Origin of the sequence: Brevibacillus porteri, from assembly GCF_003013475.1 — a bacterium.
GTDB classification, from domain to species: domain Bacteria; phylum Bacillota; class Bacilli; order Brevibacillales; family Brevibacillaceae; genus Brevibacillus; species Brevibacillus porteri.
The window spans coordinates 57,616-82,113 of sequence record NZ_PXZO01000003.1; the positions used below are offsets into that span (position 1 = coordinate 57,616).

The following is a 24,498-nucleotide window of genomic DNA, read 5'->3' on the forward strand; positions in this document are numbered from 1 at the left end:
TGGGGGACCGTGGATAAAATTGATCTCTCCGAGGTTTGCCAGCAATATCGGGCGCGCGTAATCCGAATTACGCCCCTAGAGGATTGCTATTTACTGGAGACAAACCGGGGCCCCAAAGAACTCCACGTTTGGCCGCGTGTAGATGTGATGCGCTGGTCGTTTGCCTGGCGCGAACGACTGGCTCGTCAGGGGTTTCGAGAAGTGGAGCGGTTTATTCGGACGAGAGACACCAAGCCATTTTTGATTTTGGGTAAACGCGGAGTTACCATGACCGACCATCACCGACAATTCGAAGACTATCAGCCCGGCCAGGACATTGCGAGGCAATGCGGACGCGTGATCGCTATGATGCATCAGTCTCAGCAGGAAAGTCCTTTACTGTCCGGAAGTGATTTACTCAAGCAGGAAAAACAGCAAGTAGAAGAAAAAGGAAGACGTGCCAAAGAGCTGGTCGAATCATTTCGAGCCAAATCTGGACGGGATTCTAAGGAAAATCGTTGGGTATCGGAACTCATGACCCCTATGCTGCAAAGAATGGACCGTTCCGCTGCGATGCTTGCCCATGAGCGAATTACTCCGGAGGCAGTTGCTGTATCCCATCGGGACCTTTTGCGTGACAACTGGGGAATGGTAAACGGGAAGCTGTACTTGAGAGGCTTTTTCCGGCCGGTAATTTCAGTCCAGCAACGCGATGTTGCCAGCTTTTTGCGCGATCATTTTTTAACCCATAAGGATCTGAAGCAGATTGACGCTTTTTTTGACGGCTATGAAGAAATCAAGCCACTCTCCTATGGAAACTATTCGTTGATACTCGCCTTTATGGCTCGTCCTCGTGAAGTGTACAGAAGTATCGAATCGTATGTGAAGCGCGTATCGCTGGATCAAGAAGCGTCGATCGCTGGTATTGAGCACGCTTTGCAGAGCCAACAATCTGTTGACTTGCTGCTTCGGCATATTGCAGAGCGGGCCGAGCGTTCGAGGAGGGAGGGAGTCTATGAGTCGGTATGATGACATTGCTCCTTTGTTCAAAGAGTATGACATGTATGCCCAGAGCATTGACGTTTTAAAGGAGCCAAATGTATTTAAGGCGACGACTCCCTACGGCTCCTTCGTATGCAAACGAGCGCAAATACCTGCTCAACGTCTTGTTTTCGTCAGCGATATGCTGCGTCAATTGCAGCACCGCGGATGGGATGGGGCCGTTCCTTTTACGTACACGAAATACGATGATCCATTTGTCCAACAGGGAAGCGCTGCCTTTTACGTAACCCCTTGGCAGCCAGGAAGTGAGGAATGGGCCGAGCAGCCTTTGTCTTGGGCGACTCCTGCTTTGGAGCGTATGGCGGAGCTTCATCATTTGACACAAAATTATCGCTACGATGATCCGAGACAGGTAGAGCCACTTGTCGACTCTTTGCTTAACCGTTGGCAATATTGGCAAGACCAAATGAATAAAGCGGCAACCCTTGCGCAGGAGCGCAAATATCCTTCCCCTTTTGACCTGGTGTTTTTGGCAAACAAGGAGTTTCTTGAGGAAATGGCTCAAACAGCGACAGACTTATTGACCGATTGGCGAGAGCGGCATGAGACGCACGCGCATTTTCGCCTATGTTTGATCCATGGCAACCCAAATCCTGAGCATGTTGTGCCAGATCGATCGGGAAAAGGACGGCTGCTTAATTTTGATCGTGCCAGCTTTGATACACCAGTGCGCGATTTGACACTATTTTATCGTACTTATTTTCAAATGGCGGGGGATGAGGTTGGGGCTTCTCAACTATTCCATCGCTACGCCGAGATTTTTCCGCTGCGACCGGAAGAAATTGAACTGATGGCTTCGTTTCTGTCCTACCCGGAGAGGATCATGAGGGACTTGGATATTTATTATCATCATCCCCGCGAGTGGAGCGAGTTTTACGCTGTCCAACGTTTTGAAAAAGATATGGACCGCCTGATGCGCCTGCATCGTTGGGTCCAGCAAGCCTTTTAATGAGCAACGTCTCACCGCGTGGGGCGTTGTTTTTCTTTTTTTATAACCATTCAAGGGAGATGGCAACATAGAGCATGGCTAGCAAACCGAGAAGGACGACATCAAAAGAAGTAGGAAATACAACGGTTCGGATAAACTGAAAAACCAACAGCGGAAAGAGCACCTGTTTGCATCCGTATTTGATCCGTAAATACGTGGGGTTATACTTCCAACGGAAATTCATCACAATCACCTCATTCCAGCATATGCGCGGCTACTTTGGACAGTGTCTACAACCTTGAGCAAATGCCTAAAACATTTTCATTGAAAGTAGATAGTGGTTTGAATGGTGTCTGAAAAGGGAAGGTGTAGGGCAGGAAGGCTAGGACGAAACGAATAAAGGTGATCACAATGTTTTTGAAAATTGCCATAACCCTTTTCGCAATTCCCGAAAGAAAGAATTATGCTAAAGTGTGTATGGGAGTGGCTCGGGGATGAATCATCAATTGGTCAAACTAATGGAATTGAAACAGAATTACGAGTATCTGGTGATGACCAGCAATGAGCAAAGCAAGCGCCAAGTCAATTACGAGAGCCTCATGCCATTTATAGAAGAGTTGGTTGATACGTGGTTCGTGAAAATGGACAAGCCTTGCTTCTTGTCGATCACGTTTGAATCGGCTCTAGGTGCTGTCTATTTTCGGATCGAGCGTGGCAACAAAGAGAGCGCAAAAGTGCAGCGCGAAGTAGAGGAGCGCATTGTTGTCTCGGAACAGTGTGACACCGCTCAAACACCGCGCTATGTCCGCTTGTTCGCCCAGAGTAACGTCAATGACCGTGATCTAAAGGAACTGGAGAAATCTTTTTATGGGCTGCTCCTCGTGAACATTCGGGCGTTGATCCTCAGATGTCAACAGGACCAGTCATCAGGGCAGCGAGAAATCGAGATGGAGATGAAGCTGGCTAGACGTATGCAGTCGATGCTCATTCCCACAGAAGAGTTGCAGTTAACCAGTTTGCGAACAAGAACGGTTTATGTACCCGTCGATTATGTAGGCGGAGATTACATCGATTATAGACAAATCAATGATCGCTACACCTGTTTTATCATTGCGGATGTGTCTGGGCACGGTTTTTTGGCTAGTATTTGGGCAACGGGGATTAGGATTGCTGTACGGCAGGTTTTGCAGTCCAGCTATTCGCCGGATGAGATTTTGGAAAGACTCAATCAGTTGCTTTATGCCGATTTAGTAAAAACTCGTTCTTACATTACGATGCTGGTTGCTGTCTATGATGAGATGGAACACAAAATTCGATTTGGCAGGGCAGGACATCCACAGCCTTTTTATTTGTCCAAGTCGAATCAAACCATTTTAGCTAGCAAGGGTGGGGTCGGCCTAGGGCTTTTGCCCGATAGCACGTATCAAATGGAGGAGGTACCCTTAGAAGAAGAGGGCATGCTATTGCTCTACACAGATGGTTTGCTGGATACAGGGAGAAAAGAAGTATCTCGAGGCAGCAGGCATTGGCTAGAAGAACTATCCTCCTTATTACATATGCCTTGTGAAAGTAAGCAGGAATCGATGAATCGAGTTGAGGCTTACTTAATGGGGATAACACAGCAGCGAAACCAAACGGATGATATTTCTGTGTTGATTCTTCAATTTGAGCCTGAAGAGAGTATAGCCCTCGTGTAGTTGCGCGTGAATAGGAGGATGAACTGTGATTTTGTGTGAGCGTTGTCCGGACAATCCCACTTGTGATAATTGCCTTGTCGCGCTACGTTCTGGCGGTGCAGCGAACAAAGTAGTTCCGCCCCGCACTGTAAAGGTGACGAACCTAGCGACGATGGAATCGTTCCAGGCGAAGCTGGTAGCAGTGAGCCGGACGACCATTGGGTTAAGCAGTTCTGATCATGATTTGCACGGACGCATAGAAATAGAGCTCGCCTATGATTTCCGAATTATCGGTAGCGGATTGCGCGGTATAGCAGGTGATCCGTACTACATTATCGATATCGAAAAAGTTTTGCGACGGGAAGATGTTCTGGAGCGATTGCTCCTGGAAGAATTTCATACATGGCACATGAGTGGCGAATTGGACCCGGCAGACGTCTTGTTACATTGGAAGGATCGAGACGACGAGCGGGGGCGGTTAATAAAGCAAGAGATTCAGAAGTTATCCATACTGCGTCAGATCGAGACCGTGTTCCTCTATCTTTACGATGAAGGGAAAGTGCGTCCGTTGGGTGACGTTCGTGCGAGTTTGGAAGTAGAGCGAGAAATGCAACGACTGGTCGAAGATGCGGCTGGATCGGGTGGTCCTGTAAGGGAGCAAATTGTCACCTCTGATGGCACAAAGGTCTTTGAATTATACACATCTGTATTGCCAGATCGGACCTGTGGAATGGCTTTGATCGATGTCACTGCCGTTATTGCAGAAGAACGAAAACGCAAAAGACGGGAATGGGAGATCTACAGAGATATTCTGGGTGTGGTCACAGAAGGTAAGCTATTGTTGCTTAGTGATGAAGAATTATTTTTTTTGCTTCGGGAAGGGCATAAGCTCTTGGCAATCGACATCCGCTTACCGGAGCAGCTGGCAGAACTGCGTAAATTGTTCAAGCAAGCTTTGGAACCACAAGGCATTTCTGATAAGCGCTTGCTACAGTTTCTCGTTGCGGTCAACGAAGCTGCTTCCAATACGTTGAAGCACGGAAATGGCGGTGTGGTCACGCTATACCTATCGAATGACAGGCAGATGTGTCGGGCTGTGATCCATGATGAAGGACAAGGAATTTTGCTCGAGGATATCCCGCGAGCTACCCTACAGCAAGGATTTTCTACGCGCCACTCGCTTGGGGCCGGTTTTCACGTGATCCTGCAATACTGTGATCGTGTTTATTTAAGCAGCTCCCTGGCAGGTACAAAGCTTATTTTAGAATGTATCCTTTCGCGTTAAGCCACGATTTCCCAAAAGCCAAATGTTTGCAAGTGAATGAAAATGGGTAATATAGTAAAAGGACGAGCAGATTGGATGTACCGATACCTATTGAGAGGAGTTTGAGCATGGACTACCGCGCAACAGAGGCGAACGGACAGGCTACATTGTTTTTCGTCGGAGAGTTGGACATGGCTGTAGGAGATCGAGTAGGTGAATTGCTCCAGCAGTATGGAGGGCGAAATCAATCCGTTACCGTCGATTTTCAAGGTGTCTCCTTTGTAGATTCTTCCGGTATTGGAAGCCTGTTTTTTACCACGAAAGAACTGTTGGCCATGGGCAAACAGGTAGAAATCGTCAATGTCCGAGAAGAAATTCTCGATATTTTGGGCGTGCTCGGTTTTACCGAAGCACTGGGCATTGCAGTTGGAAAAGTGGGCGAAACCCGGGTTTGACGCCAAACAGCGTGATTGTATATAATAGTGAAAAGTTAATCATACGACAACTACATACGATATGAACGATGAGTGGGAAGAGTAAGTCAGGACACCTTAGCAGAGAGGAGAATCAGTTGCTGCGAGATTCTCTAAGGTTATGAATGGCTGAAGGTCGCCCAGGAGTTTTTTCGGTGAAAGCATGTGCCTAGCCGAGACCGGTTCGCAACCGTTATCTTGTCAGAGTGAACACGCCATAAGCATGACGTTTATCGTGTGTTAACAAAGGTGGTACCGCGAAAATAATCCTTTCGTCCTTTGCGATGAAGGGTTTTTTTATTTTTTGCAAAGCAAGTTATGCTAATAGGAGGAGTCGTACATGTCTACACAGCCAACAACCGACATCGACCAATTGCTGCCGAAAAACTATGATCCAAAAGCAGCAGAGAACAAATGGTATCCGTATTGGATCGAAAAACAATTTTTCAAAGCAGAACGCGACCCGAATAAACGTCCGTTTACGATTGTCATTCCACCGCCGAACGTAACTGGTAAATTGCACTTGGGCCATGCACTGGATACGACTTTGCAAGATATCATTACGCGTACCAAGCGTATGCAAGGCTACAGCACCTTGTTCTTGCCAGGTATGGATCACGCTGGTATCGCAACCCAAGCGCGCGTGGAAGCTACCTTGCGTGAAGAAGGCATCTCTCGCCATGATCTGGGCCGCGAAAAATTCGTGGAAAAGGTATGGGAGTGGAAGCACATTTACGCTTCGCATATTCGTGAGCAGTGGGAAAAGCTCGGTCTTGCCCTGGATTACTCCCGTGAGCGTTTTACGATGGATGAAGGCTTGTCCCAAGCTGTACGCGAAGTATTTGTTCGCCTTTACGAAAAAGGCTTGATCTATCGCGGTAACCGTATCATTAACTGGGACCCTGCTGCTCGCACGGCTCTATCCGATATTGAAGTAATCTACAAGGAAGTAAAAGGTGCGCTGCATCACATGCGTTACCCATTGGCAGATGGCACCGGTTATATCGAAGTAGCTACAACCCGTCCGGAAACGATGCTCGGTGATACGGCTGTAGCGGTACATCCGGAAGATGAGCGTTACAAGGACATGATCGGCAAAACCGTGATTTTGCCAATCGTAGGACGTGAGATTCCAATCGTCGCAGATGACTACGTTGATCCTGAGTTTGGTTCTGGCGCTGTAAAAATTACGCCTGCACACGATCCGAATGACTTTGAATTGGGTCTTCGTCATCAGTTGCCACAAATCGTTGTCATGGATGAGTCGGGCACGATGAACGAGCTGGCTGGTATCTACAAAGGCTTGGATCGCTTTGTATGCCGCAAGCAAATCATCAAAGATTTGACTGAGCAAGGTGTAATGTTCAAGGTTGAGGAGCATATTCATCAGGTTGGACATAGCGAGCGCAGCGATGCAGTTGTAGAACCATACCTTTCTACCCAATGGTTCGTAAAAATGCAGCCTTTGGCTGACGAAGCACTGGCGAATGCAAATAGCCCTGAAAGTGTGAAATTCGTCCCAGAGCGCTTCAAGACAAATTACCTGCGTTGGATTGAAAACATCCGCGACTGGTGCATCTCCCGCCAGCTTTGGTGGGGCCACCGAATTCCTGCATGGTATTGCGGAGATTGTAACGAAACGATTGTATCTCGCACGAATGTGACTGAGTGCCCAAGCTGCCACAGCCACAAGCTGGAGCAGGACAACGACGTTCTCGATACATGGTTCTCCTCTGGTCTATGGCCGTTCTCGACACTGGGCTGGCCGGAAGAATCCGAGGACATGAAGTACTTCTATCCAACGAATGTCCTGGTAACAGGCTACGATATTATCTTCTTCTGGGTTGCTCGCATGATGTTCTCAGGTCTTGAATTTACCGGGAAAAGTCCGTTTGAATCCGTCTTGATTCACGGCATTATTCGTGACTCTGAGGGCCGAAAAATGTCCAAATCACTCGGCAACGGTGTCGATCCAATGGAAGTGATTGAGAAGTACGGAGCGGATGCGCTGCGATACACACTGGCGACAGGGAATTCCCCAGGGAATGACCAACGCTTCTATTGGGAAAAGGTGGAGGCAAACCGCAACTTCGCGAACAAGATTTGGAACGCGTCTCGTTTTGCCTTGATGAACCTGGCTGACTTCAAATACGAGGAAATTGATTTGAGCGGTGAGCTGTCTACACCAGACAAATGGATTCTCTCCCGCCTGCAAGCGACAATCGCAGATGTAACCCGTCTGTCTGACGCATTTGAATTCGGTGAAGCAGGCCGTGTGCTTTACAACTTCATTTGGGATGACCTGTGTGACTGGTATATCGAGATGGCGAAGCTGCCGCTGTACGGTACAGATGAAGCGGCGAAGAAAACAACCCAATCCGTTCTGGTGACGGTTCTGGATCAAACGCTCAAGCTGTTGCATCCGTTCATGCCGTTCATCACGGAAGAAATCTGGCAGGCATTGCCACACCAAGGTGAGAGCATCACAGTAGCACCTTGGCCAACTGTTAACGAGCAATGGATTTTTGCTGAAGCAGAAAGCGAAATGAACCAATTGATGGATATCATCCGCAGCGTACGCAACATCCGTGCAGAAGTAAACGTACCGATGTCCAAGAAAATTGAGCTCTTGATCAAGCCAAGCGATGCATTGTCCGCTGAGCGCCTGACACGCGGTGAACACTACCTCGCCCGTTTCTGCAACCCTGAGCGTCTGGAAATCAGCCTGGATCTGGCTACGCCTGATAAAGCGATGTCTGCTGTGATTACGGGAGCAGAATTGTTCCTTCCACTGGCAGGCTTGATCGATATCGAGCAAGAGCTGAAGCGCCTGGAAAAAGAAGTGGCGACACTGGGCGGCGAAGTGGAGCGCATTGAGAAAAAGCTCAACAATGCTGGATTTATGGCCAAGGCACCTGAAAAAGTAGTCGCAGAGGAAAAAGCGAAGATGGCAGACTACATGGATAAGCGGGATAAAGTGATTGCACGACTTGCCGAATTGAAGGGCGAATGATCCGCCATACCATCGCATATTTTTGAGAATGGAGCATTGTGGTATGCATGCAGAAGAAGGGTTTGTAGAATACACGCAAGCGCTCCACTGGCTGCATGGACTACTCAGGTTCGGTCAACGGCCGGGGCTTGAGAGAATGCAGTGGGTTTTGGAGCAAGTAGGAAATCCTGAGCGGAGAATCCCATTTATTCATGTGGCTGGCACCAATGGAAAAGGTTCAACCTGCGCATTCCTGACGCAAATGCTGATGGAAGCCGGATATAGTGTAGGTACATTTACCTCCCCCTATTTGGTTGATTTCCGTGAGCGCATCCGTTTCAACGGCAGCATGATCGCGGAAGAAGATCTATTGCAGCTGGTAAATGAGGTTAAGGTATGGGTGCAACGATGCGAACAAGAAACAGAGTTCGGTTCCCCTACCGAATTTGAAGTGATTACGCTGATCGCCATTCTTTATTTTTCAAGAGTGGCGAGACCAGCGGTAGTCGTATGGGAAACAGGACTAGGCGGGCGATTGGATTCGACGAACGTCGTCCTTCCGCTTGTTTCGGTCATCACGAATATCGGCATGGACCATACGCAAGTGTTGGGAGATAGCTTGGAAGATATTGCCCGGGAAAAAGCGGGGATTATCAAGCCGGGTGTTCCTGTAGTCACAGGTGAGGTTAGGCCAGAACTTCTCGAGGTTTTTGAGGAGCGCGCGAGACAAACAAAGAGTACGCTATACCATATAGGTGAACATTTCCAGGCAGAGCAGGTAGAGGAGCAGTTGAATGACCAACAGTTTCGTTACAAAAGCATTCACCGTCGTGCAGAAGCATCCTACCGTCTCACCATGAATGGTATTCACCAAACAACCAATGCAGCCGTTGCTTTGATGACCATTGATATCCTGCGGAATTACTTCTCTTTCTTGCTGGAGGAAGAAGAAATATCTCGTGGTTTGCAACAAACGCGTTGGCCTGGTCGTCTAGAAGTCATCTCTCCAAGACCAATGGTTATCTTGGATGGGGCACACAATCAGGAAGGAATGGAGGCGCTTGTAAGCAGTCTGGAGCGGTTGTTACCGGACGGAGTACAGTTGCATTTGCTCTTTTCTGGATTGGCAGATAAGCCGCTTGCCAAAATGGCAGAGTCGCTCGCACCAGTAAAGTCAAAAATCAAAAAGCTGCATGTGACGACCTTTGACTTCCCGCGTGCAGCCGAAGCCAATAGCTTACAAAAGTCGTTTTTAGCCGGTGGCTGGGAGCAAGAGTTTCTCGATGCAGTCCCAGACTGGCGGGCGTTTCTCCTTTCTTGGATGCGGGAGAAGCAATCAGCGAAGGCGGATGACTGGTTGGTCGTCTGCGGTTCGCTCTACTTCATCGCCCAAGTACGCGCATTCTTTCCCACTATAGTAGAAGAGGCAGGTGAATAGGGTGGATCAGGCCCAACACGTCCACTTTGTGGGCATCGGCGGTTATGGCATGAGTGCCATTGCCCGCGTCTTGATCGACCTTGGATACAAGGTAACCGGCTCCGATGTCGCCATGAATGATTTGGCGAAAAAGCTGGAAGCAAGAGGGGCGGTCATTCATATTGGCCATAATGCTGCCCACGTGGAGGGAGCAGACAGCATCGTATACTCCACCAGTATTTCCAAAGACAATCCTGAGGTGATCGCAGGTCAAACATTAGGGATTCCGGTCATGCACCGTTCCCAAATGCTTGCTCGCATATTGAATGAACGTACAGGAGTAGCAGTAGCTGGAGCACACGGCAAGACGACTACGACATCAATGATCTCTCACGTGCTGGAAGAGTGCGGTGTAGACCCGACTTTCATCATCGGCGGTGAATTGATGAGTGCTGGTACCAATGCAAAGGCAGGTACCAGTGACTATGTGATTGCCGAGGCAGACGAGAGCGACGGTTCCTTTTTGGAATACAGACCGATGTATGAAATTGTGACGAGCATTGAACCAGATCATCTGGAGCATTTCGATGGCGACTTCAACAATTTGAAACAGGCGTATGTCCAGTTCTTGAGCCATCTCAAACCGGATGGAAAAGCGATCCTGTGCATCGATGATCCAATCGTGCGCGAAGTCATGCCATCTGTTGAAAAAACGGTCGTGACATATGCAGTCGATCCGAATTTTACAGCGCAAGCGGGGTTTTCTGCCGTTTCAATTGAATGTGGTGATCGTTGCAGCAAGTGCCAAATTTATCGTCAGAATGAGCTCTTGGGTGAATTATGCCTCTCGGTTCCAGGCAAGCATAATATTGCGAATGCACTGGCTGCGATCATTGTTTGCCTGGATGCTGGCCTTTCTTTTGATAAAATTGCCAAGGCACTGTCTACCTTTAGCGGTGCCAAGCGCAGATTTCAAATTATCGGGGATGCACGAGGCGTCCTAGTCGTAGACGACTACGCGCATCATCCGACGGAAATTATCGCTACACTAAGCGGGGCAAGGGCATCGGGCAGACGTGTAATCGCTGTGTTTCAGCCACAACGCTACACACGCACGTATTTCCTCATGGATGAATTCAGCCGTGCCTTTGCAGAAGCAGACGAAGTGATTATTACGGATATCTACTCTCCAGCCGGAGAAGAAAAAATCGAAGGAGTCACCTCCGAGGTTCTGGTGCAAAAAATCCGCACCAACAGCCACCCGCGTGCGCAGTACATTCCGACAAAGGAACAAATGCAGGAGCATGTCTTCAAAGGATTGCAAGAGGGCGATCTCGTGTTGACTATGGGTGCAGGAGATATCTGGAAATCTGCTTATTGGTTGGCTGAAAAGCTAGAAAAATAACGGATAGAGGCATATGAAGACTTGGAACCTACGGGTTTCAAGTCTTTTTATTTACTATCGGAAAGCTTTGGTGTAATGCTGCTAAGGATGATCTACCTATGTTTTAAAAGACATCGATAAAGCACCAATGTAGGTGAGAAGAAAAAGCACAGGGCTCGTAGACCTTGACAACGCCTACCCAGTCGGAACTTCCAAAAGGGGACCACGCTTGTCGAACACTTCTTCCTCGAGAAACTTCCGCCCGTAGGGTGGCTTTGGCTCGACGGTCCCCTTTTGGAAGTGGAGACGGCCAGTGAATCCCCCCTGCTGGCGTGTCAGAGTCGAAGAGAACTGTGCTTTTTCTTCTCCTCCACTATGTTGACTCAAACCAAAATGCCCTTCTTAGATTTTTATTTATCAAAAATTAGTACCAGATACTAATATCTAGTGTTATAATCAGATCATAAAAACGGAAGGTGATGATCGGATGATGACAATGGCAACCCCCTTCAAGTCGCGAATTACCGCTATCGGTACGTATGTGCCGAGTCGCGTTCTTACCAATACAGATATGGAAAAACTAGTGGAGACATCGAATGAGTGGATTTTACAACGAACGGGTATTCATGAGCGGCGTATGGCAAGGGAAGATGAATTTACCAGTGATCTTGCCATCGCTGCTATCCAAGATTTGATCGAAAACTATAAGAAGGATGTCCGTGATGTCGATATGATTTTGGTGGCAACCAGTACGCCAGACTATCCATTTCCAAGTGTCGCAAGCCAAATCCAGGCGCATTTTCAAGTCGAGCAGGCGGGAGCCATGGATCTCTCCGCTACCTGTGCAGGATTTACGTATGCACTCCATATGGCAAATGCGCTTATCAGCTCGGGCTTGCATCGCAAAGTGTTGGTGGTAGGTGCAGAAACGTTAACAAAAGTAACGGATTATACGGATCGTACGACGTGCATCCTGTTCGGGGACGGAGCGGGTGCGGTACTGATTGAGCAGGACTCTACAGCTCCCGGTTTTTTGTCCGCCTATTTAGGCTCAAAGGGGGACGGTGGGATTCATGTATACCGATCGGGCTTGTCAACACATATGGACGGACGAGAATTGAGCGGGAATGGATGCATGGTTCAAAACGGGAGAGAAGTGTACAAGTGGGCTGTAACAACTGTTCCAAAGGGGATGCAGGAGGTAGTGAGCCGGGCGGGAAAAACGCTAGAAGATGTCGACTGGTTCATCCCGCACAGTGCCAATTTGCGCATGATCGAATCCATTTGCGAGAAGAGTCAGTTCCCTCTCGAAAAGACATTGTACAGTCTGACACATTACGGCAACACATCAGCGGCTACCATTCCCTTGTCGCTCGCCTTGGGGATCAAGGAAGGCAAAGTAAAGGCAGGGGATACGATCCTGTTGTATGGGTTTGGCGGTGGTCTCGTCCACGCTGGCCTTTTGTTCACTTGGAATCCGTAAAACATGTTCATAAATCGAGAGACTGTCCAGAACATTCTGGGCAGTTTTTTTTGTCCCAGGAATGAAAGGTATTCTTAAGGACAGTTTTCGACTGGGGGAAGAAGAAATGGCCAACGCTGTGATATTATTCGGGCTCTGCCTTTACCTCTCGTGGATAGATTTTCGTTATAAACGAATACCCAATCGTGCATTAGGTGCAGGGTTTGTACTGATTTCTATTATGGAGTATGTTCTCTCTTCGCCGAGGGAATGGTTGATGGCTGGACTCTTTGCGATTCTCAGTTTACTGGTATTTGGATGGATCAGCTGGCACAGGCCGCTTGCGCTTGGGATGGGGGATGTGAAGCTGTTCGCGCTAGTCTGCTATGGACTTGGGGTCCGCGATTTTGTTCTCGTTCTTACGATTGCGAGCTTGGCTGCTTTTCTCGTCTCTCTCGTTTTGTTGCTGATACGAAAAGTAAGTATCAAATGCGAAGTGCCGTTTGCGCCTTTTGTGACGATTGGCTTAGCTGTGATTTTGTATATGAGCAAAACCTCTTGAAATGGCATGGGGAATGGTAGTAGAAACAAATTTAATAGAATCACTAGATAGAAGTCATAACCCGTCCGAGCAAAACGTATGCTAGTACAAAGAGCCTGTGGCTAGGAGGGCAAGCGTATGAGCGGACAAAATAAAAATCGTGTGACGGTCAAAATGAACGGAAGGTTCTGGGATGAAAAGCGGGACGACATCCCAAAGGAAGCAAGTAGAAAGCGCACTCCAAAGGATGATACGCCACGCGTACGTTTCCAAGCACCTCCCTTGCTGTTTACTGACCCGTTGAAGGAGAAGGGCAACGAAGCATGGGAACGGATGATGCAGCTACGTGGATCTGCCACGAAAGAAACGAAGCCGAATGTTGAATTCGATCAGACGACAAACGACTCGTATGAATCCGATTATTCCTTCGAGGATACCGAAGAGAAGGGATACAGGAGTAGTCCGGTGAGTCGGCTTGCTGCGTTATGGCCAAAGGGGCCCTTTTGGCGCACGACTTTAACAACAGGCGGGGCTGTAGCAATTGGCCTCTTGTTCGGATTTCTTGTTTTGACAGTCTTTTCCCAAAAGGAGTTTTCTGAGTCATACGGAAATGTTCTGAGTGAAACGGTTCAGACACTGACCGCGCCGGGTGCAGGCACTGAACAAACGGCTGGGAAAAATGGCGTGACAGGTCCCGCTTCACCTAATGAAAGCCAGCCAACACAAGAGACGCCGACGAATGGCAATGCAGTGGGTCAAAAAGCGATAGCTTTACAACTGCCAGCCGTAAACATGTACGTTGCACAGGCAGGAGTATTCCAGCCGGATGCATCGCCGCAAACAGCTGTAGAACCACTGGAGAAAGCGGGGATTCCTCATTTGCTTTATAAGGACGCAAGCAAGCAGTACATGTTCGCCGCCGCTGCTCCTACAAGAGATGCTGTGCTAGGCTTTGCCGCCAGCCTGAAAAACAAAGGCATGGATATATACGTCAAAGAATTTTCCTTTCCCGCTTTTGAAGGGTCTGTCCCTGTCGGAAAAGCCGCTAACGCATCTGGTGACCCTAACGTGAAGGCCTTTTTCACCCACGGAGTCAAACTCGTCCAAACTCTTTCGGCACAATCAGGGCTGATTATTACGACGGGTCAACTATCGCCAACGGCAAAAGAAACGGCAGAATTAAAAGAAATTCACCGCCAATTTCTGGAGGAAAGCCGTAAAATGGAAGCCAAGGAAGCCTGGAAGCCATTGCTAGATGGGATGGTAAATGGGGTGAATCAAGCGCTGGCAGCCAGGGACAAAATGGCAGAAGCAAGCGCAGGCAAAAAGGTGGAAAGCGCCGAATCCTATGCGTGGCAAGTACAGGCGGGTGTTCTTGCCTTTTTCGAGAGCTACGCAAGTTGGATTCAAAATGCGCGTCCATCCACATAAATGCATGTTTATATGGTCTTCCGCAAGGTTTTCTTGCAGGAGGACTTTTCTTTCTATACAGTAACTACCAAGAGCAATCAGGGATTGTTTCGCTTCTCCCCATTTGCTAAACTTATGTTTGGCAAAAAGAGAATCCCTTATAAAAAGGGAGTTGGGAAAATGGGGAAAGAAACGCTTACTCTCGTGTTTCTGTTGGTGAGTGGACTTTTGTTTGGCAGTATTATCGGGGAGATTTTAAGTCCCTGGCTACCTTTTTTGACCAAGAGCAAAGTGATTACTTGGTCGCCTGCGGCAGATTTAGAAATTTTGAAGTACGAACTGAACTTTCAGGTAAAACTAAATCTAGCCAGTATCGGAGGCTTAGCCCTCGCATTTTGGATACATCGACGAATAAAGTAGGTTGAAAAATGACGAAAAAAAATGTTCCTCTCATTCTGGCTTCATCTTCGCCGCGTCGAAGGGAGCTTCTGCAAGCTTTAGGTTTATCATTTACCGTTATCACCAGTGATGTAGATGAGACGACAGCAGAGCATTTATCTGCGAGCGAAGTAGTAGAAGAATTGTCTTTACGCAAGGCCAAGGAAGTGGCTTCTCGCTTGACGGAAGGCGTCGTTTTAGGATCTGATACGGTAGTCGTTCTTGATGGCCAAATATTGGGCAAGCCTGTTGATGAAATGGACGCATATCGTATGTTGTCCATGCTCCAGGGGCAAGAGCATACCGTTTATAGTGGAGTCGCCTTGATAGATGTGGAGACAGGCCGTGCGGAAGTCTCACATAGTCTAACACACGTAAGAATTCGAGCTTTAACAGAGCAAGAAATCAAGTCGTACATTGCGACAGGTGAGCCGATGGATAAAGCGGGCTCATACGCCATTCAGGGTATTGGAGCCACGATCGTGGAAGGAATAACCGGAGACTACTTCACAGTTGTTGGTCTTCCGTTAGGCCTGACGTCTACTCTTTTGACACGTTTTGGGATGCCGATTTTGTAAAGTTGTCATGCTTGAAGCAAGCGGCGACGGCCATACGCCTCATGAACCTCTCCATGTCAGCCGTTTTCGATAATGTGAATATGGCTGGAGGCGGATATAAAATGGCAACAAATACCTGTAACAAAATGCTGATGAAAAACGTCCCTTACTATGACCGTCCACGTGAACGACTGCTTCGCGAAGGAGCGGTCCATCTGTCTGATGCTGAACTTCTTGCCATTTTACTGCGGACAGGCAGGGAACAAGAGACGGCCCATCAGTTGGCTCAGCGCTTGTTAGCCAGGTTTGGAGACCTGCGTGGTTTAGCCCAAGCCTCTCATGCTGAGTTAACAGAGCTAAAAGGAATTGGTCCAGTCAAAGCGATTGAATTGCATGCTGCGTTTGAGCTTGGGCGTAGATTGATGGGAGTGCCTCGAGAGTATAGGGCTTCTATCCGTTTACCACGGGACGTAGCTGATTTGATGTCGCCAGAGCTTGCTCATTTGACACAGGAACATTTTGTCTGTCTCTTTCTGAATACCAAGAACCACGTGATTGGCAAGCAGACGATTTTCGTAGGCAGTCTGGACGCTTCCATCGTACACCCGAGAGAAGTCTTTAAAGAAGCGATCCGTCGTAGCAGCGCATCGGTGATATGCCTACATAACCATCCGAGCGGTGATCCGACACCTAGCAGGGAAGACATCGCGATTACGCATACATTGCGTGACGCTGGTGAACTGGTGGGGATTTCATTGTTGGATCATGTTATTATCGGGGAAGGCAAGTACATTAGTCTCAAAGAGCAAGGGTACTTGTAACATGTTTATACGCACAAGATTTTTCATCGAAACGTCTATGAATTCTTGAGCGCATGAAAACCTTCCACAAAAACGCGGTCGCTCTATCTTTTGGAGGCCTCGATAGAGGTTCTCTTATGCTTGTCATTTGGATTAATATTTGGAAGGAGTTTTTTTATGTTTGGTGGATTTACACGTGACTTGGGGATTGACCTCGGCACTGCCAATACACTTGTTTTTGTGAAGGGGAAAGGAATTGTGGTGCGTGAGCCTTCTGTTGTAGCGATTCGTACCAATAACAATTCCATTGAAGCAGTAGGGAATGCAGCGAAAAGTATGATCGGTCGTACGCCGGGTAATATCGTAGCGGTTCGTCCAATGAAAGATGGGGTTATCGCTGACTTTGATACAACTGCGACAATGATGCGCTACTTCATTAATCAAGCACAAAAAAATCAAGGGCTGTTTAGCCGTCGTCCAAATGTAATGGTCTGTGTACCTTCGGGAATTACTGCGGTGGAAAAGCGCGCAGTCGAAGATGCTACGAAGCAGGCTGGAGCGAAGGAAGCCCATACGATTGAAGAGCCGTTTGCGGCAGCGATCGGTGCAGACCTGCCAGTATGGGAACCGACTGGAAGTATGGTCGTAGACATTGGTGGTGGTACGACAGAAGTCGCTATCATTTCTCTCGGGGGGATTGTTACATCTCGTTCCATTCGTGTGGCTGGAGATGAGATGGACGAGGCGATTATTCAGTACATCAAGCGCCGTTACAACTTGATGATCGGGGAACGGACAGCAGAAACACTGAAGCTGGAGATCGGCTCTGCGATTGCTCCTGATGAGGTCGAAAACGTTGACATTCGCGGTCGTGACCTTGTAACCGGATTGCCAAAAACACTCTCGGTAAGCAGCACAGAGATTGCCGAAGCATTGGCGGAAACCATTTCTGCTATTGTGGAAGCGGTGAAGGTAACACTCGAAAAAAGCCCGCCTGAGCTCGCGGCGGACATCATGGATCGTGGAATTGTACTCACAGGCGGCGGTGCGCTCTTGCGTAATATGGATCGCCTGATAAGTAAGGAAACGGGTATGCCCGTGCATGTTGCGGAAAACGCACTGGATTGCGTAGCGATTGGAACAGGTCGTGCATTGGAGAACATTCACCTGTTCAAATCCAAGCAAGGCATCACCTCTTCCCGACTAAAACGGGGTAAATAAACGGAGGGTAGGGCATGTCGTTTTTCGGGAATAAGCGGCTTATCATTGTACTTGTAGGCTTGGTCCTGCTTATCTCCGTCGTGGGCTTCACTTCTCGTGAACGGGTTAGCCTGACCTGGCCAGAAATGTTCTTTAAAGATACCTTCAGCGTGGTGCAGGGCTTTTTCTATCGCCCTGCCCAGGCTGTTTCTGGCTTTTTTCAGGAAATGGAAGAAGCGTACGGCGTATATGAAGAAAACAAGGCACTTAAGGCAAGCTTGGATCAATACGCCCGTCTAAGTGCCGAATTGCACACACTCAAAGCAGATAATCAGCGCCTTCGAGAAATGGTAGGGGCAAAAGATTCACTTAAATCTTACAACCTTCACTTTGCGGAAGTCGTGGCGAGAAACCCTGATACATGGAACAACGTCGTTACCATCGATCAAGGATTAAAAAGTGGCATTAAAAAAGATATGGCTGTCATTACAGCCAAAGGAATGATCGGGCGCGTACAGAGTGTTGCCAACTTTTCAGCTACGGTTGAATTGTTGACGAGCTATGAGCGACGTGACCATATCTCAGCGGATATTTTGACGGAGCAGATAGTCGACGGCAAGCCTGTGTACCGTCAAATTAGTGGTGTCATTGAAGAATACGATCCGCAAGAAAGATTGCTCGTCATGCGCAAAATCCCTTGGGGACAAGCGATTAAAAAAGATCAGCAAGTGATCTCGTCAGGTTTGGGAGGAGTTGTCCCTCGCAATTTGCCGATTGGCTATATTGTTCGCGTAGAGCCAGATGATTATGGCTTGACTCAAACCGCCTACATCCAGCCAAGCGCTGATTTTTCACAATTGAATGAAGTCATGGTTGTGGAACGTGATTTTACAATCGCTCCCAATGGTGAATTGATCCCGCAACAGCCAGCCGGCCAGACACAAACACAGACAACTGTGCCTCCGGCTCCACCTGCTAGCGGGGGTGGTCAGTAATGGCTCGGTTTTTATTGACGTTGGGCGTAGTGGTCATGTTTGTTTTGGAAGGAACTGTGATGCAAGTGTCTGCACCTAGTACATGGGGTCTGTCCTGGATGACGGTACCCCGGTTTGCGCTTGTGTGCTGCATCTTTATTTCGATGTATCTCGGTAGACGCGAGGGCTTGTATTACGGGATCGCCTTCGGATTTTTACAGGATGTCCTGTTTGGGCAACTAATTGGAATCTATACCATGTCCATGATGGTGGCCAGCTACTTTGCAGGGATGATCGTTCTTTTGTTCCAGAGAGGATTCGGGATGGTTTTCATTACCAGCTTCCTGATTTTATTCGGACATGAGTGGCTTTTGTATTCCTTGTTCCGCTTGTTTTCCGCTGCCCCCTTCGATGTTCAATGGATTTTGACACATCAAATTTTGCCTAGTGTGTTGTTGAATCTCGCTTTTGGCTTACTGGTATACTTTCCGATCAAGAATGTATGCAACAAGATTCTGGCGAAAAAGGAAATGCACATGCAGTAAGGGCAAAGGAGAGGAGAGTTCGTGGAAGAAGTCAAAGAACCGAAATCAGGCATACCTATTCGGCTCAATATATTGTTTGTGATTGTATTTTTGTTCTTCGCCGCCATTATTTTGCGGCTAGCCTTTGTGCAGCTGGTGGAAGGCGAACAGTACATGCATGAATTGGAAAAGTTCAGTATTCGCGAACTGCCGATTTCCGCTCCTCGTGGCCGTATCTTGGATAAAAATGGCGAGGTACTCGTTTCGAATAAGCCTGTGTACACCGTTCAATACGTTGAAGAACAAGGGCAGGACATTGATGAAGAGAAAGTCGCGGATCGTCTGGCAAAAATCCTCATCCCCGATGGCGGTAAAATTGGTACGGATAAGGAACTGTTAAAGAAGACGATTGAACTGAGGTCAACCTTGCCTGTTGCTTTCAATGCACAAGAAACAAACGATCTCAAGGCAAAGGTTGCGGCGAAGCTAAAAGCCGTTCCAAAAGTAGAGACTGTCGATCAGATGTCGGACTTTGAGCTGGTAAAGACTGCTGTGTATCTCGGGATGCGTGTTCGTTCTCCTTTTGATGACAAGGAGAGAGCAGACCTTCTTAAGAAACTGAATGCTGCCAAGCCGGGTACACCTGCTATTACGGAAGCGAATACTACGGATTTCGAACTGTTAAAAATGGCGATAAACGCTAATATGACCCTCACTCTTAAATTGGACAAGGAAGATCGTAATGACCTTGCAAAAAAAGTGAAGGATCAGATCGGAGTTTTGCCAACCCCCGGAGGCTTAGCAGAAAAGTCTGACATGGATTTGCTGCGCTATGCCTCGTTGTTCGACATGGATATCAAGCTGCCGTTGACAGAGCAGCAACGCCAATTTCAGTGGCACAAGCTCTCGTTGCTGCAAGAGATGCGTTCACCGCAGATGGCTAGTTATATTCCGAGGCGTGTCAAGGTCAACATCACGGAGCAGGAAATGTTCCAGATCGAAGAACGACGCACCGAGCTGCCAGGAATTAGTGTGGAGTTGGAGCCTGTTCGCCAGATTTTCGAAGACCCGGATGGTTCGGCATTTGGTACTCACTTTCTCGGGTACATCAATGCGATTCGACCTGAGAGCTTAAAAGAATATCAGGCACAGGGCTACAACGCGATCGACCGTGTCGGTGTAACCGGTCTGGAGAGCTCCTATGAACGTTATTTGCGTGGCAAAAACGGGATTATGGAAGTACACGTGAACAAAAATTCGGAGACGGTAGAGAAAAAGATGCGCCCAGACCAAGGCCCTCAGCCAGGAAACGATCTCGTTTTGGCTATGGACTGGCGTTATCAAAGCAAGGTAGAGGCCATCTTGAAAGAAGAGGTTGAAGCATTCAAGAAGCGCCCGACTACGCCAAAAGAATTTAAAGATGCACATGTATTAGTGATGAATCCAAATACGGGCGAAATATTGGCGATGGCGAGTTATCCAGATTACAATTTGAATCTGTATTACGACCGCAAGAAATTCAACGAGAATTACACCTCGCTTATTTTGCCGAACGAATCAAACCGATTCATTTATACGCCGTATCCACCTGCTTCTACCTACAAGCCCCTGTCTGTCATGATTGCGCTTCAGGAGGGGCTGACTACACCGAACGAAGTCATCTATGACCGAGGTGGCTTGAATGTCGGTAACACGTATAAACGCAACTGGAAGGCAAGCGGTCACGGACCCGTTAACGCTCGTCGTGCCTTGCAGGTGTCAAACAATACGTATATGTACGAAATGGCGATTCGCTTGGCAAGAAAAGGAAAAGACGGCTGGGAGAAGCAGTTTTCTGTCTATGATTACTACAATGCCCAGTTTGGTCTTGGTGTGAAAACAGGTGTGGATCTGCCGAATGAACATACCGGTTGGGAAAACCAGAACCTTTACTACGGGAACTTGGCGGACGTGATGATTGGTCAATACGATCTGTTCACGCCGATGCAGCTGGGTCAATACGTATCGACCATTGCTAATGGAGGATATCGGGTACGCCCACATCTTGTAAAAGAAATTCGCAAAGGAACTACCGATCCGAAGAAACCAGGACAAACGCTCTCGGTTATTGAACCACAAGTGCTCAACCGGGTTGATATCGATCCGAAGCATATACAGGTGGTAAAAGAAGGGATGCGGCTGGTTACTCAGCCAGGTGGTACCGTTCAACGATTCAATGGGTTGCCTTTCACCGTTGCAGCCAAGTCTGGTACGGCACAAACGTCGCAGCCAGCGGAAAATGCACTGGTTGTCGGCTTTGCGCCTTATGAAAATCCTCAACTGGTTTTCGTCGTCATTGCGCCGAACAGTTTGAGAGACGGTACATCCAGTTCGGATGCGACTGGTCCGATCTCGCGTCGATTGCTCGAAGCTTACAATGAACTGAATCCAGGTGTCCTTACTGGTGGGGTTCCGAAGCCAAATCCAACGTCCGCGAAGTAAACACAATGGTTGTCCAGGGCAATCAAGCCCCAGAAATAATGGAGTCAAGCTCTTGCAAAATGCCACCATGTGACCCAATTCGGCAATTTTTTCACGCAGAGCAGGAAAAATCTTTCTGCATGGCGAATGGTATCGGTCGAGGTGAAACCGGTGACGACTGTGAAAAGCAAGGTCACGATCAAAGGAACGAAAGAGGGTCTCGTCTTCTTTATGGATGATACCTGTTCCTTCGACGAACTGCTGGCCGATATGCGTGAAAAAATAGAGCATAGCCACCAACAGATTTTGTCTGGGCCACTCATTCGGGTATCTATAAAATTGGGAAAACGATACTGCTCACCCGAGCAACAAGAGCAGTTGACTCAAATTATTCGAACGAAGGGCAACCTGGTGATCCATACAATCGAATCTGATTTGATCACGCGGGAAGAAGCTATGGCTGAACGCCTGAAAACCCATTTTTCCATACAGGTAAATACGGTACGCTCTGGGCAAGTACTGGAGTTTGACGGTGATTTGCTCTTGTTGGGAGATGTCAATCCCGGGGGGACGGTTCGCAGTACAGGAAGCATCTACGTGCTCGGTCATCTCAGAGGGTACGCGCACGCAGGTATTTCCGGTGACTCACAGGTAATTATTGCGGCTGCAGTCATGAGTCCTACCCAGTTGCGGATTGCAGATGTGATCAGCAAGCCGGGTGAGGAATGGACGAATAATTCCGGAGGCACAGAATTTGCCTATCTGGAAAATGAGATCATGCTGGTAGCGAAAATGAACTACTTGTCGCGAATCCGCCCTGATTTGGGTGAGAAAAAGCGTGAGGGTTGAGGGAAAGAGGAGGAACGGACGTGGGGATTGGAATTGTCGTAACTTCCGGTAAAGGCGGCGTGGGTAAGACGACCACTTCCGCCAATTTGGGAACGGCGCTCGCATTGTTGGGACAGAAAGTATGCATGGTAGATACCGATATTGGCTTGCGTAATTTGGATGTAGTCATGGGACTTGAGAACCGAATTATTTATGATCTGGTAGACGTTGCAGAAGGTGCATGCCGACTGCCGCAGGCTCTGATCAAAGACAAGCGGTTTGACAATCTGGCATTGCTCCCGGCTGCTCAGACCAAAGACAAATCAGCAGTATCTCCTGAGCAGATGGAGGAAATCATTACGCAATTGAAGCGGGAATATGATTATGTCATCATCGATTGCCCTGCGGGTATTGAGCAAGGCTTCCGCAATGCAGTGGCAGGGGCTGATCAAGCAATCGTCGTGACTACACCTGAAAAAGCCGCTGTGCGTGATGCTGATAGGATTATTGGCCTATTAGAGCGAGAAAAAATCGGAATGCCGAAGCTGGTCATCAATCGCGTTCGCTCCCATATGGTGAAAAATGGCGACATGCTGGATGTAGAAGACATTTTGGATTTGTTAGCCATTGACTTAATTGGTGTCGTGCCGGATGATGATCATATCATTAAATCCGCGAACCAAGGTGAGCCGGCTGTAATAAATCACGAATCGCGTGCTTCCATTGCGTATCGGAACGTGGCTCGTCGCCTTTTAGGTGAAGCTGTTCCATTGCAGCCATTGGAAGAAAAAGCGGGCGTGTTTCATAAAATGCGTAAATTCTTTGGATTAAAATAGGTAATACATGGCTCCCTTCTTTTAAAGAGGGGAGTCACGTTTTCTAGGAGGAAACGGATGGACCTGGAAAAACGTCATTTCAAAACAATTGACTGGACCATCATTTTGATTTTGGCAGGGCTGGGTATTTTCAGCTATTTGGGGATTTCCGGTTCTGCGGCAGGTGTAGATAAGGCGCATCAGCAGGTCCTTTGGTATGTCATCGGCTTTATTGTGCTAGGGGTGACATTGCTTTTTGACTATCGTCTAATCCACAACATGGCCTATGTCTTATATGTACTCGGTCTGATTCTCTTGATCGGGGTATTTCAAACGAGGCCCATTAACAATACGACGAGCTGGTATGACCTTGGTCCTGTCTTGTTTCAGCCTTCTGAACCGATGAAGCTGTTCACAATCATAACGGTGGCGCGCTTCTTGTCTAAGAGGGCAAATGATCCAGATCGGTTTTACTATTTCTATAAGCTGATTCCGGTATTGGCCTTGGTTGGTGTACCATTGCTTTTGATTTTGATTCAGCCCGATTTGGGTACGGCCATGGTTTACACGGGGATGCTTGCCACGATGCTAATCGTTGGTGGTATACGGATGAAGCATGTATTGTACATGGGAGGATTGGTCGGCAGTTTCTTTGCCGCCATGACGTTGCTGCATGAATACAAGCAGGATATCTTTTTCAAGATTATCAAGCCGTATCAGTGGGATCGAATCCTCTTTTGGATGAACCCGGATCTTGAACCGATGGGACGAGGATTCCAGCTCAAGCAAGCGTTGATTGCTATCGGCTCTGGGCAATTGTTCGGAAAAGGGATTGATACGCCGACCCAAGCGAGCTTTGGATGGGTGCCGGTAGGAGAGAGTGATTTTATCTTTACCGTCATTGCAGAAAAGCTGGGTTTTGTCGGAGCAGGCTTGCTGATGATTTTGTTTTTCGTCTTGATTTACCGAATGATCCGCATCGCGATGGAGGCAAAAGATCCGTTCGGCTCATACGTTGTCGCAGGTGTCGTAGGGATGCTTACCTTCCAGATCTTTGAGAACATCGGAATGACGATTCAGTTGATGCCGATTACGGGTATTCCGCTTCCGTTCATTAGCTACGGAGGGAGCTCGCTTGTAACCAACTTCCTGATCATTGGTGTGGTGCTCAATATTGGGATGCGTAAGGACAAGTTACGTTTTGATTAAGGAGTTGTTCAAAAAGTCTTCTGGTTCTCGCCACTTTCCGGTGATGAATAGAAGACTTTTTGTACACTCATGAAATGCGTGACAAATGCAAAAATTTATGCTAAA

The 24,498-nt window shown here is 48.0% G+C and carries 23 protein-coding genes and 1 other annotated feature; of the genes, 21 read left to right on the plus strand and 2 right to left on the minus strand.

The window, feature by feature from the left end:
- Nucleotides 1-9 precede the first annotated feature (9 nt).
- A complete protein-coding gene (locus C7R92_RS04145) occupies nucleotides 10-1,008 on the plus strand; it encodes a phosphotransferase (protein WP_106833351.1) in 999 nt (332 codons plus the stop codon).
- Entirely contained in the window at nucleotides 995-1,990 is a 996-nt protein-coding gene (locus C7R92_RS04150) for a protein kinase family protein (protein WP_106833352.1), read from the plus strand. The genes C7R92_RS04145 and C7R92_RS04150 overlap by 14 nt, the downstream gene beginning before the upstream one ends.
- 40 nt (nucleotides 1,991-2,030) lie before the next feature.
- Here C7R92_RS04150 and C7R92_RS04155 read toward each other — a convergent pair whose 3' ends face one another.
- Nucleotides 2,031-2,213: a hypothetical protein gene (locus C7R92_RS04155; protein WP_007726679.1), complete on the minus strand. Its 183-nt coding sequence runs from the start codon at nucleotides 2,211-2,213 to the stop codon at nucleotides 2,031-2,033.
- Nucleotides 2,214-2,463: 250 nt separating this feature from the next.
- Between C7R92_RS04155 and C7R92_RS04160 the strand changes: the two genes are divergently transcribed.
- The 6 genes from C7R92_RS04160 to murC all read left to right on the plus strand — a co-directional run bounded on the left by C7R92_RS04160 (nucleotide 2,464) and on the right by murC (nucleotide 11,196).
- On the plus strand, nucleotides 2,464-3,666 hold the full coding sequence (locus C7R92_RS04160) for a PP2C family protein-serine/threonine phosphatase (protein WP_106833353.1): 1,203 nt from the start codon (nucleotides 2,464-2,466) through the stop codon (nucleotides 3,664-3,666).
- Between the two features lie 25 nt (nucleotides 3,667-3,691).
- On the plus strand, nucleotides 3,692-4,930 hold the full coding sequence (locus tag C7R92_RS04165; RefSeq protein ID WP_069850563.1) for an ATP-binding protein: 1,239 nt from the start codon (nucleotides 3,692-3,694) through the stop codon (nucleotides 4,928-4,930).
- A 107-nt stretch (nucleotides 4,931-5,037) separates the two neighbouring features.
- Entirely contained in the window at nucleotides 5,038-5,364 is a 327-nt protein-coding gene (locus C7R92_RS04170; RefSeq protein ID WP_007726674.1) for an STAS domain-containing protein, read from the plus strand.
- A gap of 59 nt (nucleotides 5,365-5,423) precedes the next feature.
- Nucleotides 5,424-5,665 (plus strand) — a binding site (T-box leader).
- 57 nt (nucleotides 5,666-5,722) lie between these two features.
- Nucleotides 5,723-8,395 (plus strand): valine--tRNA ligase, encoded by a 2,673-nt coding sequence (locus tag C7R92_RS04175; protein WP_106833354.1) that lies wholly within the window; start codon nucleotides 5,723-5,725, stop codon nucleotides 8,393-8,395.
- 43 nt (nucleotides 8,396-8,438) lie between these two features.
- Nucleotides 8,439-9,812: a bifunctional folylpolyglutamate synthase/dihydrofolate synthase gene (locus tag C7R92_RS04180; protein ID WP_106833355.1), complete on the plus strand. Its 1,374-nt coding sequence runs from the start codon at nucleotides 8,439-8,441 to the stop codon at nucleotides 9,810-9,812.
- 1 nt (nucleotide 9,813) lies between these two features.
- Entirely contained in the window at nucleotides 9,814-11,196 is a 1,383-nt protein-coding gene (gene murC / locus C7R92_RS04185) for a UDP-N-acetylmuramate--L-alanine ligase (protein WP_017247528.1), read from the plus strand.
- A 174-nt stretch (nucleotides 11,197-11,370) separates the two neighbouring features.
- On the opposite strand, the gene C7R92_RS04190 is transcribed toward murC, so the two are convergent.
- A complete protein-coding gene (locus C7R92_RS04190; RefSeq protein WP_106833356.1) occupies nucleotides 11,371-11,562 on the minus strand; it encodes a hypothetical protein in 192 nt (63 codons plus the stop codon).
- Between the two features lie 100 nt (nucleotides 11,563-11,662).
- On the opposite strand from C7R92_RS04190, the gene C7R92_RS04195 reads away from it, so the two are divergent.
- The 13 genes from C7R92_RS04195 (at nucleotide 11,663) to rodA (ending at nucleotide 24,393) form a co-directional block, all read left to right on the plus strand.
- Nucleotides 11,663-12,658, plus strand: a complete 996-nt coding sequence (locus C7R92_RS04195) for a ketoacyl-ACP synthase III (protein ID WP_106833357.1) — start codon at nucleotides 11,663-11,665, stop codon at nucleotides 12,656-12,658.
- Nucleotides 12,659-12,764: 106 nt separating this feature from the next.
- Nucleotides 12,765-13,199 carry a prepilin peptidase gene (locus C7R92_RS04200; protein WP_069850552.1) on the plus strand — a complete coding sequence of 145 codons (435 nt, stop codon included), beginning with the start codon at nucleotides 12,765-12,767 and terminating at the stop codon, nucleotides 13,197-13,199.
- 117 nt (nucleotides 13,200-13,316) lie between these two features.
- The gene (locus tag C7R92_RS04205) at nucleotides 13,317-14,609 is read left to right on the plus strand and encodes a hypothetical protein (protein WP_069850550.1); all 1,293 of its coding nucleotides are present in this window, start codon (nucleotides 13,317-13,319) and stop codon (nucleotides 14,607-14,609) included.
- 159 nt (nucleotides 14,610-14,768) lie between these two features.
- A complete protein-coding gene (locus tag C7R92_RS04210) occupies nucleotides 14,769-15,008 on the plus strand; it encodes a DUF4321 domain-containing protein (RefSeq protein ID WP_069850743.1) in 240 nt (79 codons plus the stop codon).
- A gap of 8 nt (nucleotides 15,009-15,016) precedes the next feature.
- The gene (locus tag C7R92_RS04215) at nucleotides 15,017-15,604 is read left to right on the plus strand and encodes a Maf family protein (RefSeq protein WP_017247533.1); all 588 of its coding nucleotides are present in this window, start codon (nucleotides 15,017-15,019) and stop codon (nucleotides 15,602-15,604) included.
- Nucleotides 15,605-15,705: 101 nt separating this feature from the next.
- The gene (gene radC, locus C7R92_RS04220; protein ID WP_069850548.1) at nucleotides 15,706-16,404 is read left to right on the plus strand and encodes a RadC family protein; all 699 of its coding nucleotides are present in this window, start codon (nucleotides 15,706-15,708) and stop codon (nucleotides 16,402-16,404) included.
- Between the two features lie 156 nt (nucleotides 16,405-16,560).
- A complete protein-coding gene (locus C7R92_RS04225) occupies nucleotides 16,561-17,604 on the plus strand; it encodes a rod shape-determining protein (protein ID WP_017247535.1) in 1,044 nt (347 codons plus the stop codon).
- 14 nt (nucleotides 17,605-17,618) lie between these two features.
- The gene (gene mreC / locus C7R92_RS04230; protein ID WP_106833358.1) at nucleotides 17,619-18,578 is read left to right on the plus strand and encodes a rod shape-determining protein MreC; all 960 of its coding nucleotides are present in this window, start codon (nucleotides 17,619-17,621) and stop codon (nucleotides 18,576-18,578) included.
- Nucleotides 18,578-19,102, plus strand: a complete 525-nt coding sequence (gene mreD / locus C7R92_RS04235) for a rod shape-determining protein MreD (protein WP_017247537.1) — start codon at nucleotides 18,578-18,580, stop codon at nucleotides 19,100-19,102. The genes mreC and mreD overlap by 1 nt, the downstream gene beginning before the upstream one ends.
- 21 nt (nucleotides 19,103-19,123) lie before the next feature.
- A complete protein-coding gene (locus C7R92_RS04240; protein WP_106833359.1) occupies nucleotides 19,124-21,562 on the plus strand; it encodes a peptidoglycan D,D-transpeptidase FtsI family protein in 2,439 nt (812 codons plus the stop codon).
- A 150-nt stretch (nucleotides 21,563-21,712) separates the two neighbouring features.
- Nucleotides 21,713-22,390: a septum site-determining protein MinC gene (gene minC / locus C7R92_RS04245; RefSeq protein ID WP_026042972.1), complete on the plus strand. Its 678-nt coding sequence runs from the start codon at nucleotides 21,713-21,715 to the stop codon at nucleotides 22,388-22,390.
- A gap of 20 nt (nucleotides 22,391-22,410) precedes the next feature.
- Nucleotides 22,411-23,205 (plus strand): septum site-determining protein MinD, encoded by a 795-nt coding sequence (minD, locus tag C7R92_RS04250; RefSeq protein WP_106833360.1) that lies wholly within the window; start codon nucleotides 22,411-22,413, stop codon nucleotides 23,203-23,205.
- Between the two features lie 57 nt (nucleotides 23,206-23,262).
- Nucleotides 23,263-24,393, plus strand: coding sequence for a rod shape-determining protein RodA (rodA, locus tag C7R92_RS04255; protein ID WP_106833361.1), 1,131 nt, complete (start codon nucleotides 23,263-23,265; stop codon nucleotides 24,391-24,393).
- Nucleotides 24,394-24,498: the final 105 nt, after the last annotated feature.

Coding starts and splice junctions, on each gene's coding strand:
- C7R92_RS04215 (WP_017247533.1), top strand. CDS start 15,017: ATGACGAAAAAAAATGTTCCTCTCATTCTGGCTTCATCTTCGCCGCGT.
- C7R92_RS04200 (WP_069850552.1), top strand. CDS start 12,765: ATGGCCAACGCTGTGATATTATTCGGGCTCTGCCTTTACCTCTCGTGG.
- C7R92_RS04180 (WP_106833355.1), top strand. CDS start 8,439: ATGCATGCAGAAGAAGGGTTTGTAGAATACACGCAAGCGCTCCACTGG.
- C7R92_RS04210 (WP_069850743.1), top strand. CDS start 14,769: ATGGGGAAAGAAACGCTTACTCTCGTGTTTCTGTTGGTGAGTGGACTT.
- C7R92_RS04195 (WP_106833357.1), top strand. CDS start 11,663: ATGATGACAATGGCAACCCCCTTCAAGTCGCGAATTACCGCTATCGGT.
- C7R92_RS04170 (WP_007726674.1), top strand. CDS start 5,038: ATGGACTACCGCGCAACAGAGGCGAACGGACAGGCTACATTGTTTTTC.
- C7R92_RS04160 (WP_106833353.1), top strand. CDS start 2,464: ATGAATCATCAATTGGTCAAACTAATGGAATTGAAACAGAATTACGAG.
- rodA (WP_106833361.1), top strand. CDS start 23,263: ATGGACCTGGAAAAACGTCATTTCAAAACAATTGACTGGACCATCATT.
- radC (WP_069850548.1), top strand. CDS start 15,706: ATGGCAACAAATACCTGTAACAAAATGCTGATGAAAAACGTCCCTTAC.
- mreD (WP_017247537.1), top strand. CDS start 18,578: ATGGCTCGGTTTTTATTGACGTTGGGCGTAGTGGTCATGTTTGTTTTG.
- mreC (WP_106833358.1), top strand. CDS start 17,619: ATGTCGTTTTTCGGGAATAAGCGGCTTATCATTGTACTTGTAGGCTTG.
- C7R92_RS04225 (WP_017247535.1), top strand. CDS start 16,561: ATGTTTGGTGGATTTACACGTGACTTGGGGATTGACCTCGGCACTGCC.
- C7R92_RS04205 (WP_069850550.1), top strand. CDS start 13,317: ATGAGCGGACAAAATAAAAATCGTGTGACGGTCAAAATGAACGGAAGG.
- C7R92_RS04155 (WP_007726679.1), bottom strand. CDS start 2,213: ATGAATTTCCGTTGGAAGTATAACCCCACGTATTTACGGATCAAATAC.
- C7R92_RS04150 (WP_106833352.1), top strand. CDS start 995: ATGAGTCGGTATGATGACATTGCTCCTTTGTTCAAAGAGTATGACATG.
- C7R92_RS04175 (WP_106833354.1), top strand. CDS start 5,723: ATGTCTACACAGCCAACAACCGACATCGACCAATTGCTGCCGAAAAAC.